Genomic DNA, 15461 nt, shown 5'->3' with positions numbered 1-15461 from the left:
CGGTTCGCAGTAGCAGCCTATCGCCGCAAAAGGAGAGCGATCGCCTGTGAATGATCGAGAGGTCATCACATGGGCGCATACCCCCCTCTGCCCTGCCGGGCATCTCCCCCTCAAGGGGGGAGATCGACAAGCGGCGTGAACCTCGCTCAATTCGCGACGTTAAAGACGCGCAGAGCGCTGCTACATCCAATCTCCCCCCTTGAGGGGGAGATGGCCGGCAGGCCAGAGGGGGGTAGCCCAACCCGCTCACGCCACCGGACGCGCGATGGCCGCCTCGGGCAGGAGCGGGACGAGCTCGGTGATATCGGCAAGGCAATAATCGGAGGCGTCCGACAGCGATTCCCGCGAGCCGGTGCCCGTCAGCACCGCGACGTTGAGGCCCGCGCCGGCATTGCGGCCCATATGCATGTCGTGGTTGTTGTCGCCGACGACGGCGACCTGGTGCGGCGCAAGGCCCGTCGCGGCGCAGAAGCCGAGCACCATGCCCGGCTGCGGCTTGGTGCCGAAGCCGCTGTCGTAACCGGCGACATAGTGCAGGTAACCCTCGAAACCGAAGCGCTTCGCCGTCGCGCGGATCGAGGCCTCGTTGTCGCTGGAGGCGACGCCGAGCCAGTAGCCGCGGGCATGCATGGTGGCGAAGAACTGCGCAAGGTCCGTGACGGCGACGGCGAGCTGGGCCGAATTGGCGAAGAGGCTGTCGAAATGGGTTGCCAACGCCTCCACCGTGAAGGGCGCGCCGGCCGCGACCATGCCCGCGGCGATCTCCACCGTGTTGCCGGCGGCAAGCAGGCTGTCGGGCGTGACATAGCCGGTGTCGGGGTCCATGCCGCCGGCCAGAAGCAGCGTGCGGGCCAGCGCCTCGTCGCCGGCGGCGGCGATGCGCGCGAGCTCGTAGTTCACCGGCACCCAGCTCTTGGCATAGTCGAGCAGGGTCCCGTCCTTGTCGAAGAGGATGCCGGAAATGGTCTCAGCCTTGGACATGACACGCCTTTCGTCAGGACGTCTGGCGCGGATGCAGGCGCGCCTTCACGGTGAGCGGGTTGATGTAGGGCTCCAGCCCCTTGATGGTGGCGCGCAGCGCCCCGCGCATCTCCTGCACGGTCTCCTGCCCGGCCTCGATCATTTGCTTGCGCATCTCGTCGTTCATCAGGAGGTAGTGCACGCCCTTGGCCAGCATCTCCGTGTCGCGCACCATCTTGGCGCTGCCGTTGCGGGCGAGCTGCTGGTAGGCCTCGCGGAAATTCTGCACATTGCCGCCGGACAGGATCGCGCAGCCGAGCATGGCCGGTTCCAGCGGGTTCTGCCCGCCTTCGGCGAACAGCGAGCGGCCGACGAAGGCGATCTCCGTCATGCGGAGGTAGAGGCCCATCTCGCCGATCGTATCGCCGAGGAAGATGTCGGTCTGCGGCGTCAGGGCGTCGCCGCGCGTGCGGCGGGCGACCTTCAGGCCCCGTGCCTCCAGCATGTCGGCAATGGCGTCGCTGCGCTCGGGATGGCGCGGCACGATGATGGTGAGCAGGCCCGTGCGCTCCTTCAGCACCCGGTGCACATCGCCGGCGGCCGCCTCCTCGCCCTCGAAGGTGGAGATCGCCGCCCAGGTGCGCCGGCCCTGGATCTGGTCGAGATAGCTGCGCAGCACGGCGGAATCGGCCGGCGGTGCGTCCGTGTCGACCTTGAGGTTGCCGGAGACCAGCACCGGCAGGGCGCCGAGCGTGCGGAACCGGTCGGCATCGAGCTCCGACTGGGCGATGACGAGGGCGAAATTCTCGAAGATGGCGTCGGCGATGGCATGGCGCCGCTTCCAGCGCGGGAAGGAGCGATCCGAGATGCGCCCGTTGACCAGGACCTGCGGGATGTGGCGCTTGCCGAGCTCGAGGATGGTCATCGGCCAGATCTCCGACTCCGCCATGATGGCAAGGTCCGGATGCCAGTATTCCAGGAACCGGCTGATCGCCGGCTTCAGGTCGAGCGGCACATACTGGTGGATGACATCCGTGCCCAGGCGGCCGCGCACGACCTTGGCGGAGGTGATCGTGCCCGTCGTCAAGAGCACGGCGATGCCGCGGCGGCGCACTTCCTTGATGAGCGGGATTACCGCATTGGTCTCGCCGACGCTGGCCGCATGGAACCAGACCAGTGGCCCCGGCGGGCGCACGACGCTGGCATAGCCGTAGCGCTCGCGGCGGCGGGAGCGGTCTTCCTTGCCCTTGGCGGCCCGGAACGTGAGATAGGGGCTGACGATCGGATAGAGCGCGACGCCGCCCCAGCGGTAAAGCGAAAGCGCGAAACGGGCGAGGCGCCGGCTCATGCGCAGGTGCCCTTGGTTGCGGCTTTCGTCTTGTTCGGGATCATGGAAGGTCCGGTCTCTGGTTCGGCGCGGCCTCAAGCCGCGCGGAACGGTGTCGGGAAACGCGCCTCAGTTCTGCTGCGGATCCAGAAGCCGGTGCATGTGCACGATGAAATAGCGCATGTGCGCATTGTCCACGGTCTGCTGTGCCTTCGACTTCCAGGCGACGAGCGCGGAGGCATAGTCGGGGAAGATTCCGACGATATCGAGATCGTTGAGATCGCGGAACTGCATGTCCGTCAGCGTCGTCAGTTCGCCGCCGAAGACCAGATGCAGGAGCTGTTTCGGTTCTTTGCTTTCGGTCATGTCTTCTCTCTTTTTATGATGCCGATTTCGGCAATGGGTTTGCGGTATTCCGCACCAAAGGTCAATGGCCGGCAAGGTGCCGGGAGGCCTCGACAAGCCCGGAAAGCCGGGAAAATCCGGCCGCGGCCAGCGTCTCGTGGCTGACGGTCGGCCGGTTGTAGGACAGCGCCTCGCCGTCGAGCATGACAAGCGCCCCGCCGGCCTGCGCGAGGATGAGATCGGCGGCCGCCAGGTCCCAGTCGTGCGAATTGCGTTTCACCAATGTCGCGTCGATGCGCCCGTCCGCCACCATGGCCAGGCGATAGGCGAGCGAGGGCACATGGGAGATGCGCTGGACGCCGCCGATCATGTAGCGGTCGATGCCGTGCGCCATGTCCTCCGGCGCGGCGATGCGCGTCGGGCGGGCGGCGTCCGGATCGGTCGCACGGATGGGCTGGCCGTTCTTCAGCGCCGCGCCGCCCGCCGCCGCGGTGAAGAGCTCGTCGAGCGCGGGCGCGAAGAGGACGCCGGCGACCGGGCGGCCCCTGTGCACGACGGCGGCGCTGACGCACCAGACGTCCTTGCCGGCGATGAAGGCGCGCGTGCCGTCGATCGGGTCGATGACGAAGACCGTCTCGCAGTCGAGCCGGCCGGCATCGTCGTCGGTCTCCTCCGAGAGCCAGCCGTAGTTAGGCCGGGCGGAGAGCAGCTCCTTCTTGAGGATGTCGTTGGCCGCGAAATCGGCCGCGCTCACCGGCGAACGGCCGCCGTTCTTCCACCAGACCTCCGGTCCCTTGCGAAAGAAGTCGAGCGCCCGGGCCCCCGCAAGCCGCGCGGCGCCGGTGAGAAGATCGAGGTCGGCGGTCCAGGCGGTGGCGGGGCTCGGCATGGTCTCACGTCCCGGCAAGCGTCAAGCCTTCGATGGCGAGCGTCGGCGCGGCGACGCCGAACGAGCGGTCGATATCGCTTGCCGGCGTGATGCGCAGGAACATGTCGACGAGGTTGGAGGCGATCGTCACCTCCGAGACGGGGAAGGTCAGCTCGCCGTTCTCGATCCAGTAACCGGAGGCGCCGCGGGAATATTCGCCCGTCACCATGTTGACGCCCTGGCCGATCAGCTCGGTGACATAGAAGCCGGTGCCGACGGAGCGGATCAGGTCCTCCGGCGAAATGTCGCCTGGCTCGAGCGCAAGGTTCGTCGAGGCCGGGTTGACCGCCGTGCCGCCGCGCACGCCACGCCCGTTGGTTTTCAGGCCGAGCTCGTTGGCTGTCGAGGTGGAGAGGAACCAGTGCTTGAGCACGCCATCCTCGATCATCGTGAGGCGCTGGCCGCGCACACCCTCGCCGTCGAAAGGGCGCGAGGACGAACCGCGCACGATCAGCGGATCGTCGGTGACGGACAGGCCCGCCTTCAGCACCTGCTGGCCCATGCGGTCGCGCAGGAAGCTCGTCTTGCGGGCGACGGCGGCGCCGTTGATCGCGCCCGCGATATGGCCGGCGATGCCGCGCGCAACGCGCGGATCGTAGACGACGGTGACGTTCTTCGCCGTTGGCACCTGGCGCGGGTTGAGCCGGCGCACGGCGCGGGCGGCCGCCTCGCGGCCGATGTCCCCGGCATCGCGCAGATCGGCGAAATAGAGGCACGAATCGAAGTCGTAGTCGCGCTCCATCTTCGTGCCCTCGCCCGCGATGACGCTGACGGAGCGGCCGAAGCGGCTGGCGCTATAGGCGCCGGAAAAGCCGTGCGAGGTGGCGAGCACCAGGCCGCCCATGCCGGCCGAGGCCCCGCTGCCGCCGGAATTGGTGATGCCGAGGACGGCAAGCGCGGCGGCCTCCGCGGCAAGCGCCGCCTCGGCCAGTTGCTCGGCCGAGACCTCGGTCGGGTCGAAGAGCTCGAGGTCCGGCCAGTCCCTGGCGAGATCGGCCTTGTCGGCGAGCGTGGCATAGGGGTCTTCCGGCGATGCCTTGGCCATGGCGACGGCGCGCTCGGCGAGCACCTTCAGGTCGAAGCCCGGATTGGCCGAGACGCTGGCGACGCGCCTGCCGACGAAGACGCGCAGCGAGAAGTCGTCGCTCTCGGAGGCTTCGGTGCCCTCGACCTTGCCGAGCCGCACGCTGACGGAGGAGGAGCGGCCCCGGACGACGACGGCATCGGCCGCATCCGCCCCTGCTTGAACGGCGCGGTCGATGAGTTCACCGGCACGCGCGAGAAGGCTTGCGGAATCGATCGTCTCTGACATGACTTGGCCTTTCTTTGCTGCCCCATTTATTGTGCAGTCGCACGGGCATCAAGGGAGGCCGCTCCTTTTTTGCCGCGTTGCCGGCGTCCCTTCAGAAGAAAGCCCTCCGCATGGCCTATACCCACAGCCCGTATAACGAGGTCCTCATGATGCTCGGCGGGGCGCTGCTGGCCGCGCCGATCTTCAAGCGGCTGGGTCTCGGCACCATTCTGGGCTATCTCGCCGCCGGCGTGGTGATCGGCCCGATCCTGCACCAGATCCGCGACGGCGAGGAACTGCTGGGCGTCGCCGAACTCGGCGTCGTCTTCCTGCTCTTCCTGATCGGGCTGGAGCTGAAGCCCTCGCGTCTGTGGGCGATGCGGCGCGACATCTTCGGGCTCGGCATGGCACAGGTCGTCGTGACCGGCCTTGCGCTGGCCGGCCTGACGCTCGCCTTCGGCCTCGAACGGTGGGACGGGGCGCTGATCATCGGCTTCGGCCTTGCGCTCTCCTCCACCGCCTTCGCCATGCAGATTCTCGACGAACGGGGCGACACCAACACGCGCTACGGCCAGCGAGCCTTTTCCATGCTGCTCCTGCAGGACCTCGCCATCGTGCCCCTGCTGGCGCTGATCCCGCTGCTCGCCGAGCAGGCGCCGCAGGACACGACGACAGCCTTCGAGGACTTCCTTATCGCCATCGGCGCCATCGCGGCGCTGTTTGCCGCCGGCCGCTACCTTCTCAACCCGCTGTTCCAGGTGATCGCCCGTACCGGCGCGCGCGAGGCGATGATCGCCGCCGCGCTCTTCGTCGTGCTGGCCGCGGCCATGCTCCTTCAGATGGCCGGGCTCTCCATGGCCATGGGCGCGTTCCTCGCCGGCGTGCTGCTCGCCGATTCTTCCTATCGCCATGAACTGCAGGCGGATGTCGAGCCGTTCCGCGGCATCCTGCTCGGCCTGTTCTTCATGGCCGTCGGCCTGTCGCTGCATCTCGACGTCGTCTTCTCCAGCTGGCTGACGATCCTCATCGCCACGCCCGCCGTGATGCTGGTGAAGAGCCTCGTCATCTACGGCCTCTGCCGCCTCACCGGCTCCCCGCACAATGACGCGGTGCGCATCGCGCTCGTGCTGCCGCAGGGCGGCGAGTTCGGCTTCGTGCTGTTCACCGCGGCCGCGGCCGCCGGCATCTTTTCCGGCGGCCTCGCCTCGCTGCTCATCGCCATCGTCACCATCTCCATGGCGCTGACGCCGATCGCCGCGGCGCTCTCGCGCTTCCTCATCGTCGCGGACATCGAGGAGGAGATGGAGGAGGATTTCGAGGGCGCGGGCGCGGACGTGCTGATGATCGGCTTTTCCCGCTTCGGCCAGATCGCCGCGCAGATCCTTCTTGCCGGCGGGCGCGAGGTCACCGTCATCGACCATTCGACCGACCGCGTGCGCCAGGCGGCGAGTTTCGGTTTTCGCATCTATTTCGGCGACGGCACGCGCAAGGACGTGCTGCGCGCCGCCGGCATCGAACGGGCCAAGGTCGTCGCCATCTGCACCCAGGGCAAGGCGACGACGGATCGCATCGTCGACCTCGTGCAGTCGGAATATCCCAATGCCACGCTCTTCGTGCGCTCCTACGACCGGGTGCACACGCTGTCGCTGCGCGGGCGGGGCGTGCAGCACGACGTGCGCGAGACCTTCGAATCCGCCCTCGTCTTCGGCCGGGAAACGCTGGAGGAGCTCGGCGTGGAGCCGGACGACGCCCAGGCGATCGGCGACGACATCCGCCGCCGCGACCTCGACCGGCTGGAGCTGCAGGCCGTCGAGGGCCTTGCCGCCGGCCGGCACATGCTGCACAGCAAGCCGGTGAAGCCGGAGCCGCTGGTCAAGCCGAGGAAGCTGGCGCTGGACGAGGAGGAGAGTGCCTGAGGGCGGGCCGTCACCCGGAAAGCCCCCCTCTGCCCTGCCGGGCATCTCCCCCTTTGAGGGGAGAGATCGGCAAGACGCAAAAGACCTGCTCGATCAGCAATGCTGGAGATGGGCGAGACACCGCCCCATCCAATCTCCCCCCTTGAGGGGGAGATGCCCGGCAGGGCAGAGGGGGGTATCCCGGCTGCGGACTATGACCGTCGCCTCAAACCGCCGACAGCTTCTCGTCGAGCGCCCGTTTCAACTCGTCGCGGATGCCCGCGGAGGCGGCCAGCACCTCTTCGGCCCTGACGAAATCGAGCACGCGGAAGCGGCCGACATCGGGGCGGAGGAAAATGTCCGGCGCGCCCTTTTCCAGCTTCAGCGTGACGATGGAGCGCATGGTGAGCTGGGTGGCGCCGTAGAGGCTGTCGATGCTGTTGGGCATGCCGGCCGTGCCGGCGGGCGGGTGGCCGATGACGTCGACGCCGATGGTGATGTCCGCCTTGCCGAGGAGATGATCGAAGGGCACCGGGTTCCACAGGCCGCCGTCGATCATCACCCGGCCGTCTATCACCACCGGGCGGAAGACGGCGGGCAGCGCGGCGGAGGCGGCGATCGCCGGCAAGAGCGGGCCGCTGTCGCAGACGCATTCGCACTGCGCGTAATAATCCGCGGTGACGATCTTCAGGGGAATGGAAAGCCCCTCGAAGGTCTCCGGCAGCCTTTCCGGCAGGAAGGCCTTGAGGATGCGCTCCAGGTCGAACTGGCCGACGCGGAAGCCGCGGGCGACGACCTCGGAAAAGCGGGTGGGCCGGAGGCTCCAGAGGCGGTTCATGATGCGGCCCGGATGGCCGATGGCGGCCAGCGTGTGCTCGCGGATCTCCCGGCCCGTCATGCCGGCCGCCCTTGCCGCGCCCATGACGGCGCCGATCGACGCGCCGGAGATCAGCACCGGGCGGATGCCGAGTTCGTCCAGCACCTCGATGACATGGATATGGGCAAGCCCGCGCGCGCCGCCGCCGCCAAGCGCGATGGCGACGGTCGGGCCGTCGGCTTGCGGCTGGTTTGCGGAAACGAGGGCGTCGGTCATGGCTCAGGTCTCCGGTTCGTTTCGGCAGCGCCGGCGAAAGGATCAGCCGGGGCGATAGCGGTAGAAATGCATGCGCGTGTCGCCGAAGGTGCGGACCTCCAGCAATTCGTAGCCATCGATGACGGCAGGCTGAATATCGGCACGCTCCTCGAGGATCGCAAGGGCGCCGCCGACGAGCCAGCCGCCGCGGGCTGCCGCGTCGAGCGCCCGCTCGCCGAGGCCCTTGGCATAGGGCGGATCGGCGAAGAGCAGGTGGAACGGCTCCATCGTGCCGACGCCGCCGAGCGCCGTCGCATCGCGCCGGAAGATCTTCGCGCGGCCGATCACGCCGAGCGCCTCGATGTTGGAATGCAGGAGCCCCCTGCCCTCGACGCCCTGTTCGACGAAGAGCACCGCGCGCGCGCCGCGCGACAGCGCCTCCAGGCCGACGGCGCCGGTGCCGGCGAAGAGATCGAGCACGCGCGTGCCGTCGAGCGCTTCGGGATAGGCGTGCGAGAGGATGTTGAACAGGCTTTCGCGCGTGCGGTCGGTCGTCGGGCGGATGTCGTCCGACTTCGGCGTCGTCAGCGACCGGCCGCGGAATTCACCGCCGACGATGCGCACGGCCGCTTACTTCCCCTTGCCGCGCGGGCGGCTGCCGCCTGCCGGACGGCCACCACCGGGCTTGCCGCCCGAAGGCCGCCCGCCCGGCTTGCCGCCGAAGGATTTGCCGCCGGGTTTTCCGCCGAACGGCTTGCCGCCATCGCGGCGCGGCGGGCGGTCCCCGAAGGACCGTTCGCCCTCTGCGCGGGGTTTGCGATCCCCGAAGGAACGCTCCCCTTCCGCGCGCGGCTTGCGGTCGCCACGGGCCGGGCGGTCACCGAAGGAGCGCTCGCCCTCTGCGCGCGGCCGGCGATCGCCGCGCGGCGGGCGGTCACCGAAATCACGGGAAGAGCGGTCGTCGCCGGCGCCGGAGCGCTTGCGGCCGAAACCGCCGCGGCCCTCATCACCACGATCGCCGGTTTCAGGCGCGCTGGCGCGGATCCACTCGCCATCCTCGTCACGCGTCTTCAGGATGCGCGGCTTTTCCGCCCGGTCGTCGCCGGGACGGCCGCGGGCCGGGCCCTTGCGGTCCGGGTCGAACTTCTTCGCCGAACGCGTCAGCGCGCCATCGGCGGTGCGGCCGTAGCGCTTGGTCTTCGGCGCGCCTTCGGGGCGCTCGCGCGGCTCGCGCTTCACGCCCTCGGCGGCTTCCGCCTTCTTCTCGGCAACGGGACGGGCGCCGGGCGCCATCCAGACATTCGACTTGCGGGCGCGCACGGCCGGTTCGCGCTTCGGCTTGCTGTCGAAACGGTCCTCGTCGCGGCCACGGCCGCCGCCCTGCGGCTTGTCGGCAAAGCGGTCGTCGCGCCGGGTGTCGAGGCGGGCGCGCGCCTTCTCGCGGCGGTCCTCCGGCTTCTCGCGCCGGCCGGCCGGCTTTTCGCCCCAGGCCGGAGCCTCGCTACGGCTCTTCGGCGCCGGCTTCTCGTCCGCGTCGACCGATGCATGGTCGAACAGCGGCGCGTCGAAATTCGCCTTGGATTCCTCGATGAGGCGCGGGCCGAGCTGGTCGCGCAGCGTGCGGCCGCGGATCTCCTGGGCATGGCCTTCCGGCAGTTCGCCGAGCTGGAACGGGCCGTAGGAGATGCGGATCAGGCGGTTCACGTCGAGGCCGAGCGCGCCGAGCACGTTCTTGACCTCGCGGTTCTTGCCTTCGCGAAGCCCCAGCGTCAGCCAGACATTGGTGCCCTGCGTCTTGTCGAGCGTCGCATCGATCGCGCCGTAGAGCACGCCGTCGACGGCGATGCCCTCCTTCAGCTTGTCGAGATCGGCCTGCTCGATCTTGCCGTGGGCGCGCACGCGGTAGCGCCGCAGCCAGCCGGTGGTCGGCAGCTCCAGCATGCGCGCGAGGCCGCCGTCATTGGTCAAGAGCAGGAGGCCTTCGGTGTTGATGTCGAGGCGGCCGACGGACATGACGCGCGGCAGGTCCTCGGGCAGGTTCTCGAAAACGGTCGGGCGGCCCTCGGGGTCGGCATTGGTCGTCACCAGGCCGGCCGGCTTGTGGTAGAGCCAGAGGCGCGTGCGCTCGATGCCGCGGATCGGCACGCCGTCCACTTCGATATGATCGGCAAGCGTGGCGTTGAGCACGGGCGTGTCCAGCACCGTGCCGTTCACGCTGACCCGGCCCTCCATGATCATGCGCTCGACATCGCGGCGCGAGGCGACGCCGGCGCGCGCCAAGAGCTTGGAGATGCGCTCCGGCGCCAGCTCGGCGCTGGCGGGTGCGGCGGGCGCCGGCTTGGTGGCACGGGCGGGCTTGCCGTCGCGCGGGGCGGACTTGCCCGCGAACGGCTTCTTGGCGTCCGACGGCTTGCCGGCGGAAAAGGGCTTCTTGCCCGCTGCGGCCGATGCGCCGCGCGGCTTGTGATCACGGCCCGCGGGCTTGGCGCCCGGCCGTTTTGGCTTGTCTTTGGATGTCATTTGTGTTGCCTGCGTTTTGCCGTGTCCTATCAGGTCAGGCGTCCGGGGTTAAGAGGAATTCGTGCCGCTCATGACAAATCGCTTCATGGAGATCGCGCTTGAGGAAGCCCGCGCCGCCGGCGCCCGGGGCGAGGTGCCGGTCGGGGCGGTGCTGGTGATGGACGGCGCGGTCATCGCGCGCGCCGGCAACCGCACGCGGGCGGAGAACGACGTGACCGCCCATGCCGAGGTCGCCGTCATCCGCGCGGCCGCCGGCAAGCTCGGGCAGGAACGCCTCGCCGGCGCCGACCTCTACGTGACGCTGGAGCCGTGCACGCTCTGCGCCGCCGCCATTTCCTTCGCCCGTATCCGCCGGCTCTACTACGGCGCGGAAGACCCGAAGGGCGGCGCGGTGGACAATGGCGTGCGCTTCTTCGCCCAGCCGACCTGCCATCACGCGCCGGACGTCTATTCCGGCATCGGCGGCCTGGAAGCGGCGGCGATCCTGAAGGATTTTTTTGCCGAGCGGCGCTGACCGGGCTTTTGGAGCATTTCCGCTTTTCCTGAGAATTGCGAAAACGCTCCATATTTCATCCGGTCGCGAACTTCTCCAGCTTGTCGCCGTCGAGGCGATAGCGGATCCATTCCGACTGCGGTTCTGCGCCGAGTGCCTCGTAGACGCCGATGGCCGGCGCGTTCCAGTCGAGTACGCTCCATTCGAAACGCCCGCAGCCCTCCTCCACCGCGATGCGAGCGAGATGGCGCAGCAGCATCCTGCCGACGCCGGCGCCGCGATGGGCGGGCGTCACGTAAAGGTCCTCGAGGTAGAGCCCGTTCTTCGCCTGCCAGGTCGAATAGGTCTTGAAGAAGACGGCGGAACCGGCCGGCTCGCCCTCCTCCGTCTCGCAGATCACCGCACGGGTGACGGACCCCTCGCCGAACAGCGAGGCGGCGACGGTCTCTTCCGTCGCGACGACCTCGTCGAGGGCGTTTTCGTAGTCGGCAAGTTCGCGGATGAAACGCAGGATGGTCGCGGCATCGCCCGCCGATGCCGCCCGAATGCGATAGTCCGTCACGGACTTAGAACGGCCACCAGGAGGAACCGCTCTGCTTGGCCGCCTTGGCTTCCTTCTTGCGGCGGCGCTCCTTGACACGCTCCGGCTCGCCGAGATCGGCCTGGGCCTCCTCGGGAAGGCGGCGGTAATCCAGCGGCGGATCGCTCAGGTAGCGGCGCTTGTCGGCATAGGCCCCCATCTGCAGGCGGCGTGCCTCACGGTAGGCGGCCGTCTGCTCGGAAGCGGACAGCTTGCGGGTCGTCGTGCCCTGCGAGGCGAGCGGCGAGCGGTAGTTGATGTTCGAGCTGTTTTCATCCGCCTCGGCGCGCAGGCGCTCGCGCATGTCCTCCGGGCTCTCGACCCACGCCGGATTGTCCTTGTTGGCGACGGACTGCTGCGGCTCGCTGAGCGCGCCCGCGTCCTTCGGCACGACTAGGCCGCCGCGGGGCTGGTAACGGATATTCTTCGCCTCTTCGTTGCTGCGGCGGAACATGGCGGCGTTGCCGAGGTCCTCCACCAGCTGCTCGCCGGTGCTCTTGCCCGTGCCGTAGGTCGGCCCCATGCAGCCGGTCAGAACGAAGCTTGCGCCCAAGAGACCGACCAGGCCGGTGCGCACCCGAATATTTCGCGTCATTCCCATGAATACCCTTCCAGCAAGGCCGGCGGCCCAAGGCCCAGGCACGGCCGCCGTCCCATGGCGGAAAAATCCGACCATTTTCAGGCAGCATTACCGGATGACGGCGGCAAGCGCAATTCACCCGGGAAGATTGACGGCCGGAAAGCGCCGGCCGTCAACAGAGCCGAGGCGTTTATGCCGCGCGGCGGAAGCCGATCTCGCGCAACGCAGCCGCATCGCGGGCCGAGACGTCCGGGTAGTCCGGATCGCTGCCGACATCCGTCGTGATGCGCCAGGACCGGGCGCATTTGCGGCCTTCCGCCAGCTTCGGCTCGACGGCGACCTTGGCGACGTCCGCCAGGCGGAAGGCCTCGGCCGGGCCTTCGCCGGCAACCACGCTGATGGCCGAGGTGATGCAGATCTCCGCGAAATCCTGGCCTTCGAGGGCGGCAAGCAGCTCCGGATCGGCGATCGAGACGACCGGGGCGGCCTCCAGCGAAGCACCGATGCGCTTCTCGCGGCGCTCGATCTCCAGCGCGCCGGTGACGACCGAGCGCACGGCGCGGATCTTCTCCCACTTGGCTTCGAGCGCATCGTCGCGCCATTCGGCCGGAACCGCCGGGAACTGCTCAAGGTGCACCGAGACGGCATCGGGCCTCAGCGACAGCCAGGCCTCTTCCATCGTGAAGGGCAGCATGGGGGCGAGCCAGGTGACGAGGCATTCGAACAGCTTGCGGATGACGCAGAGCGCCGCGCGACGCTTCAGCGAGGACGGGGCATCGCAGTAGAGCGCATCCTTGCGAACGTCGAAGTAGAAGGCCGAGAGCTCGACATTGGAGAAGTCGATCAGCGCGCGGGCGATCTTCTTGAAATCGAACGCGTCATAGCCCTCGCGCACGAGCGCGTCGAGTTCCGACAGCCTATGCAGCATCAGCCTTTCCAGCTCCGGCATGTCGGCATGGGCGATCTCCTCGCCCGTGTCGTGCGCCAGCGTTCCCAGCATCCAGCGCACCGTGTTGCGCAGCTTGCGGTAGGCGTCGATGTTGGTCTGGATGATCGTCTTGCCGAGGCGCTGGTCTTCCCAGTAGTCCGTCGTCATCACCCAGAGGCGCAGGATGTCGGCGCCCGATTCCTTCATCACGTCCTGCGGCGAGACGACGTTGCCCTTGGACTTCGACATCTTCTCGCCCTTCTCGTCCATGGTGAAGCCATGGGTGATGACGGCGTTATAGGGCGCGCGGCCGCGCGTCGCGCAGCTTTCGAGCAGCGAGGAGTGGAACCAGCCGCGGTGCTGGTCGGAGCCTTCGAGATAGACGTCGGCCGGCCATTTCAGGTCCGGGCGGTCCTCGAGCGTGAAAGTGTGCGTCGAGCCCGAATCGAACCAGACGTCGAGGATGTCCATGACCTGCGTCCACCTGGCCGGATCATGGTCATTGCCGAGGAAGCGCTCCTTGGCGCCCTCGGCGAACCAGGCGTCGGCGCCCTCCTTCTCGAAGGCCTCGATGATGCGGGCATTGACGGCATCGTCGACCAGGACCTCGCCGTTCTCGTCGGCGAAGACGGCGATCGGCACGCCCCAGGCGCGCTGGCGCGACAGCACCCAGTCCGGGCGGCTCTCGATCATGGCGCGCAGGCGGTTCTGGCCGGTGGCGGGCACGAAGCGGGTGTCGTCGATCGCCGCGAGCGAACGCGAGCGCAGCGTCGTGCCGTCGCCGAGTTCCTTGTCCATGTAGACGAACCATTGCGGCGTGTTGCGGAAGATCACCGGTTTCTTGGAGCGCCAGGAATGCGGGTAGGAATGCTTCAGCCGCCCGCGGGCGAACAGCGTGTCGGAGGCGATCAATGCCTTGATGACGCGCTCGTTGGCATCGCCCTTCTTGCCGTTGTCGTCCATGACGCGCGCGCCTTCGAAGCCGGGGGCGTCTGCCGTGTAGAAGCCGGCGTCGTCGACCGGGAACGGGATTTTCGAGGAGATGCCGCGCGCTTCCAGTTCGCGGGCCTTGGCCGTCCAGGCATCGAAGTCCTCGCGGCCGTGGCTGGGTGCCGTATGCACGAAGCCGGTGCCGGCGTCGTCGGTGACATGGTCGCCGTCGAGCAGCGGGACCGGGAACGTGTAGCCGAGGTCCTTCAGCGGATGGGCGCAGGTGAGCGCGGCGAGTTCGGCCGGCTCGATATCGCGCACGAACCTGAAGGTGAGCTTCGCCTTCGCGGCTGCCTCATCGGCAAGACGCGTCGCGAAGATCAGCTTCTCGCCGGGCTGCGGGCCGAAATCGTTCTGCGCGCTTTCGACTTCGAACAGGCCGTAGGGATAGCGCGAGGAGAAGGCGATGGCGCGGTTGCCGGGGATCGTCCAGGGCGTGGTCGTCCAGATGACGACATAATTGCCCTGAAGGTCGGCGGCACCGTCCACGATCGGGAACTTAACCCAGATCATGTCGCTCTCGACGTCGGCATATTCCACTTCGGCTTCCGCCAGCGCCGTGCGCTCGACGACCGACCACATGACGGGCTTGGAGCCGCGGTAGAGTTGACCGGATTTCGCGATCTTCAGCAGTTCGCCGGCGATGCGGGCCTCGGCGTGGAAATTCATCGTCGTGTAGGGATTGTCGAAGTCGCCCTCGATGCCGAGGCGCTTGAACTCGTCCGACTGGATCTTGATCCAACCGGTGGCGAAGTCGCGGCATTCCCTGCGGAATTCGTTGACCGGCACCTCGTCCTTGTTCTTGCCCTTCTCGCGGTACTTCTCCTCGATCTTCCATTCGATCGGAAGGCCGTGGCAGTCCCAGCCGGGCACGTAGTTGGCGTCATAGCCGCGCATCTGGAACGAGCGGTTGATGACGTCCTTGAGGATCTTGTTCAGCGCGTGGCCGATATGGATGTTGCCGTTGGCATAGGGCGGGCCGTCGTGCAGCACGAATTTTTCGCGGCCGGCGGCGGAGGCGCGCAGCTTCTTGTAGAGACCCATCTTCTGCCAGCGGGCCACCGTTTCCGGCTCCTTCTGCGGCAGGCCGGCGCGCATCGGGAAATCCGTCTGCGGCAGGTAGAGGGTGGAGGAATAGTCGACTTTTTCGGGCGTATCGGTCATGGGTATGGCTATCGTCTCGTCGCGCGCATCTTTCGCGCATGCGGGGAAGGTGTCAGGTCATGCAATGGGCACTGACGGCGGGGGCGCTTTCGAAACGCCCGAAATCCCGGACCTTCCGGCCTCGCTCAGAGCGCGCGGAAGGCCGGGCCACTAATTCGCAGATCGATGGTCAGCCGGTCGAGCATCATGCGCGCGGTCTTACGGCGTTTTGGGCGGTTTGAAAAGACATGACGAGCGGCAAAGCCGCGGCGGGACGCTGACAAAGACTGCCAGACCTCTCCTTCGTCATCCTCGGGCTTGACCCGAGGATCCATAAGCCGTTGAAAAAAATGGATCCTCGGGTCAAGCCCGAGGATGACGAAGGAGAATGGGGCAAGATTCGTCAACA

At 67.8% G+C, this 15461-nt stretch carries 14 protein-coding genes; 2 read left to right on the top strand and 12 right to left on the bottom strand.

All coding sequences use genetic code 11. The features are described 5' to 3' along the window. Window positions 1-246: 246 nt before the first annotated feature. The 5 genes from AABF56_RS00845 to AABF56_RS00825 all read right to left on the bottom strand — a co-directional run bounded on the left by AABF56_RS00845 (window position 247) and on the right by AABF56_RS00825 (window position 4872). Entirely contained in the window at window positions 247-981 is a 735-nt protein-coding gene (locus AABF56_RS00845) for an HAD family hydrolase (RefSeq protein ID WP_272804586.1), read from the bottom strand. Between the two features lie 13 nt (window positions 982-994). Next, the gene (waaA, locus tag AABF56_RS00840) at window positions 995-2308 is read right to left on the bottom strand and encodes a lipid IV(A) 3-deoxy-D-manno-octulosonic acid transferase (protein WP_272804585.1); all 1314 of its coding nucleotides are present in this window, start codon (window positions 2306-2308) and stop codon (window positions 995-997) included. Between the two features lie 108 nt (window positions 2309-2416). Then, entirely contained in the window at window positions 2417-2653 is a 237-nt protein-coding gene (locus AABF56_RS00835) for a DUF4170 domain-containing protein (RefSeq protein ID WP_244767894.1), read from the bottom strand. 61 nt (window positions 2654-2714) lie between these two features. After that, the gene (locus AABF56_RS00830) at window positions 2715-3521 is read right to left on the bottom strand and encodes a 3'(2'),5'-bisphosphate nucleotidase CysQ (RefSeq protein ID WP_244767895.1); all 807 of its coding nucleotides are present in this window, start codon (window positions 3519-3521) and stop codon (window positions 2715-2717) included. Window positions 3522-3525: 4 nt separating this feature from the next. Continuing rightward, window positions 3526-4872, bottom strand: coding sequence for a TldD/PmbA family protein (locus AABF56_RS00825; protein ID WP_272804584.1), 1347 nt, complete (start codon window positions 4870-4872; stop codon window positions 3526-3528). A gap of 110 nt (window positions 4873-4982) precedes the next feature. Between AABF56_RS00825 and AABF56_RS00820 the strand changes: the two genes are divergently transcribed. Then, entirely contained in the window at window positions 4983-6767 is a 1785-nt protein-coding gene (locus AABF56_RS00820; RefSeq protein WP_272804583.1) for a monovalent cation:proton antiporter-2 (CPA2) family protein, read from the top strand. A gap of 205 nt (window positions 6768-6972) precedes the next feature. On the opposite strand, the gene AABF56_RS00815 is transcribed toward AABF56_RS00820, so the two are convergent. Genes AABF56_RS00815 through AABF56_RS00805 form a run of 3 tightly spaced genes read right to left on the bottom strand, consistent with a single transcriptional unit; the run spans window position 6973 to window position 10338 of the window. Beyond that, on the bottom strand, window positions 6973-7839 hold the full coding sequence (locus AABF56_RS00815) for a patatin-like phospholipase family protein (protein WP_272804582.1): 867 nt from the start codon (window positions 7837-7839) through the stop codon (window positions 6973-6975). A 42-nt stretch (window positions 7840-7881) separates the two neighbouring features. Continuing rightward, window positions 7882-8442: a 16S rRNA (guanine(966)-N(2))-methyltransferase RsmD gene (rsmD, locus tag AABF56_RS00810; RefSeq protein ID WP_272804581.1), complete on the bottom strand. Its 561-nt coding sequence runs from the start codon at window positions 8440-8442 to the stop codon at window positions 7882-7884. Between the two features lie 6 nt (window positions 8443-8448). Beyond that, on the bottom strand, window positions 8449-10338 hold the full coding sequence (locus tag AABF56_RS00805) for a pseudouridine synthase (protein WP_272804580.1): 1890 nt from the start codon (window positions 10336-10338) through the stop codon (window positions 8449-8451). Between the two features lie 70 nt (window positions 10339-10408). Here AABF56_RS00805 and AABF56_RS00800 point away from each other — a divergent pair, with 70 nt between their 5' ends. Further along, window positions 10409-10852 (top strand): nucleoside deaminase, encoded by a 444-nt coding sequence (locus AABF56_RS00800; protein WP_244767901.1) that lies wholly within the window; start codon window positions 10409-10411, stop codon window positions 10850-10852. A 55-nt stretch (window positions 10853-10907) separates the two neighbouring features. Here the strand turns inward: AABF56_RS00800 and AABF56_RS00795 are convergent, their stop codons facing one another. The 4 genes from AABF56_RS00795 to AABF56_RS00780 form a co-directional block, all read right to left on the bottom strand. Beyond that, window positions 10908-11393, bottom strand: a complete 486-nt coding sequence (locus AABF56_RS00795) for a GNAT family N-acetyltransferase (RefSeq protein ID WP_272804579.1) — start codon at window positions 11391-11393, stop codon at window positions 10908-10910. 4 nt (window positions 11394-11397) lie between these two features. Next, on the bottom strand, window positions 11398-12012 hold the full coding sequence (locus AABF56_RS00790; RefSeq protein ID WP_244767903.1) for a hypothetical protein: 615 nt from the start codon (window positions 12010-12012) through the stop codon (window positions 11398-11400). A 169-nt stretch (window positions 12013-12181) separates the two neighbouring features. Then, window positions 12182-15073, bottom strand: coding sequence for an isoleucine--tRNA ligase (ileS, locus tag AABF56_RS00785; protein WP_272804578.1), 2892 nt, complete (start codon window positions 15071-15073; stop codon window positions 12182-12184). Between the two features lie 125 nt (window positions 15074-15198). Beyond that, the gene (locus tag AABF56_RS00780) at window positions 15199-15459 is read right to left on the bottom strand and encodes a hypothetical protein (protein WP_244767905.1); all 261 of its coding nucleotides are present in this window, start codon (window positions 15457-15459) and stop codon (window positions 15199-15201) included. Between the last annotated feature and the right edge of the window lie 2 nt (window positions 15460-15461).

It is taken from the genome of Shinella sp. WSC3-e (genome assembly GCF_945994535.1).
GTDB classification, from domain to species: Bacteria; Pseudomonadota; Alphaproteobacteria; order Rhizobiales; family Rhizobiaceae; genus Shinella; species Shinella yambaruensis.
This window is presented reverse-complemented; position numbering and strand designations above follow the sequence as displayed.